Origin of the sequence: Methylobacterium sp. WL18 (assembly GCF_008040015.1) — a bacterium.
In the GTDB taxonomy this organism is placed as follows: Bacteria; Pseudomonadota; Alphaproteobacteria; order Rhizobiales; family Beijerinckiaceae; genus Methylobacterium; species Methylobacterium mesophilicum.
Genome location: NZ_VRVD01000640.1, coordinates 1 through 2,674, shown reverse-complemented (window position 1 = coordinate 2,674; position 2,674 = coordinate 1). Strand labels below are relative to the sequence as shown.

2 protein-coding genes are annotated in these 2,674 nt (G+C 70.3%); one reads left to right on the top strand and one right to left on the bottom strand.

Translation table 11 applies throughout. From position 1 onward, the window contains the following. Positions 1–301: 301 nt before the first annotated feature. Positions 302–1,588, bottom strand: a complete 1,287-nt coding sequence (gene ccrA, locus FV228_RS26240) for a crotonyl-CoA carboxylase/reductase (protein WP_147857214.1) — start codon at positions 1,586–1,588, stop codon at positions 302–304. A 389-nt stretch (positions 1,589–1,977) separates the two neighbouring features. Here ccrA and FV228_RS26235 point away from each other — a divergent pair. After that, on the top strand, positions 1,978–2,674 hold a 697-nt coding region (locus FV228_RS26235), incomplete at its 3' end, for a DUF3616 domain-containing protein (protein WP_187277918.1).

The following is a 2,674-nucleotide window of genomic DNA, read 5'->3' as shown; positions in this document are numbered from 1 at the left end:
GCGCCGCGGCGGCCTGGCCGGGCGGGAGCCACTCGCCCGTGGCCTCGTCGTACACGTAGGATTCGTCGTCGCCGGCCAATGCCATAACCCCCGATGCCGGGTCCGGGCGCTGCGCCCGTCACCCTGCGCGTCCGCGCCCCTCACGCCGAATCGGTCATCGCCCCGGCGGGGGTGCTGGAACGAGCGCGGCCGTTCTCGCGCCGGGCCGAGCCCGGGGCAAGAGGGGGGAGGAAGAGGCGAGCAGTGGCCGGGGCCGGCGATCCGGCCTCCGCATGCGGGCGGAGGCCGGCGGGAGGCGGCGTCAGCGCTTGAGCGGACCGGCCTCGATCACGTCCTCGACCGTGCGCAGGCCGGCGCGCGGAGAGTTGACCAGGCAGGCCATGTTGCCGGGCGGGTGCTGGTTCTTCCACATCTTGGTGTGGGCCTGGGGGATCTTGTCCCAGGGGAACACCTCGCTCATGCACGGGTCGACCCGGCGGTCCATCACGAACTGGTTCGCCGCCGAGGCCTGCTTGAGGTGGGCGAAGTGCGAGCCCTGGATCCGCTTCTGGCGCATCCAGACGTAGCGGGCGTCGAAGGTGATGTTGAAGCCGGTGGTGCCGGCGCAGAACACCACCATGCCGCCGCGCTTCACCACCAGGGCCGAGACCGGGAAGGTCGCCTCGCCGGGATGCTCGAAGACGATGTCGACATCCTGCTTGCCGGTGATGTCCCAGATCGCCTTGCCGAACTTCCGGGCTTCCTTCGTCCAGGCGTGGAACTCGGGCGAGTTCACCGTGGGCAACTGCCCCCAGCAGTTGAAGTCCTTGCGGTTGATGACGCCCTTGGCGCCGAGGCTCATCACGTAGTCGCGCTTCGAATCGTCCGAGATCACCGCGATGGCGTTGGCGCCCGAGGCCGCGCAGAGCTGCACGCCGAACACGCCGAGACCGCCGGAGGCGCCCCAGATCAGCACGTTCTGGCCGGGCCGGACCGTGTGCGGCGCGTGGCCGAACAGCATGCGGTAGGCGGTGGCCAGGGTCAGCGTGTAGCAGGCCGCCTCCTCCCAGGTGAGGTGCTTGGGCCGATGCATGAGCTGGCGCGACTGGACCCGGCAGTACTGCGCGAACGAGCCGTCGCCCGTCTCGTAGCCCCAGATGCGCTGGCTCGGCGAGAACATCGGGTCGCCGCCGTTGCACTCCTCGTCGTCGCCGTCATCCTGGTTGCAGTGGACGATGACCTCGTCGCCGACCTTCCAGCGCTTCACCTTGGCGCCGACCTTCCAGACGATGCCGGAGGCGTCCGAGCCGGCGATGTGGTATTCGCCCTTGTGCACGTCGAAGGGCGAGATCGGCTCGCCCAGGCCCGCCCAGACGCCGTTGTAGTTCACGCCCGCGGCCATGACGTAGACCAGCACCTCGTCGTCGCCGATGTCCCACACCGGCAGCACTTCGAGCTGGTGGGATTGCTCCGGGGGCCCATGACGCTCGCGCCGGATCGCCCAGGCGTACATCTTGGCCGGCACGTGACCCAGCGGCGGGATCTCGCCCATCTCGTAGAGATCCTTGACCTCACCGTCCGCCGGACGGACCGCACCGCTCGCAGCCATCTCGCTCTCCTCTCATCCCGCGCTGTTCTCACGGCCGCGGTTCTCTCCCGCGCTATAGCGGCGATGTCGGAGGCGTCCAAGTGGGCCGAAAGTCGAAATCGGAGGGTTTCGAACGTGAAAAAGCGCCCTGCCCAAGGCCGGCGCCGACGTATTCAAATTCGGCTTGCGAACCGACCAAGTATTATTCGGCGGGGGCCGGGCGCCGACGGGACCCGAGACCTTCCGGGACGGGACGCCGAACCGTCTGGTAGACTTTATACCACCGATAAGCCCGGACACGGCGCTGCGGCCACAGGGCATCCGCTCGACCGACGCCGCGTCGGGTGCGTCGGGAGCGGCTTTGGACTATCGCGGGCGGATCGAGACTCCGCACCGGGATGTGCCGCGCCATGCTCAACGTGAAGGCCATCGTCCGGCGCCCGGCCAAGCGGGATCTGCTCCGGGTCGCGCTCGCCTGCGGCCTCGCGGCGGCCCTGCCCGCGACGGTCTCGGCGAAGGATCAGTCCAAGCCGTGGAACGTCAGCGGCAAGCTCCTCGGCGAGCCCGACCCAAAACATCCCGCCGAGGCGGAGCGGAGCGAGAAGGCCCGGGATGTGAGCGGCATCGCCTGCGCCACCGATACCGGCTTCCCGCGGATCTGCCTCGTGGCCGACGACGAGTCGCAGGGCGCCCAGGTGGCGATCCTGCGGGACGGCAGCCTCGTGGCCGGACGCTTCATCCGGCTGATCGACGCCACCCGAAACGGCAAGCCGCTGGAACTCGACGCCGAGGGCGTGGCCTATGCGGACGGGGCCTTCTACGTCATCGGCTCGCATGGCCGCCCCCGGCGCGAGCACGGCCAGGACGCCGAGGGCGACGCGCGGGCCGAGGCGACCCGGCACCTGTTCCGCATCCGCCTCGATCCCAACGCCGTGGACCCGGAGACCGGCCAGCTTCGCGCCGAGCCCGAGATCGCCGGCACGGCAGCGCTGGCGCGGATCATCGCCGACATCCCGGCGCTGGCCCCCTTCCACGACCGGGCCCTGGAGGAGGGCGGCGTCACCATCGAGGGCGTGGCGGTGCGGGGCGGCCGGCTCCATGCAGGCC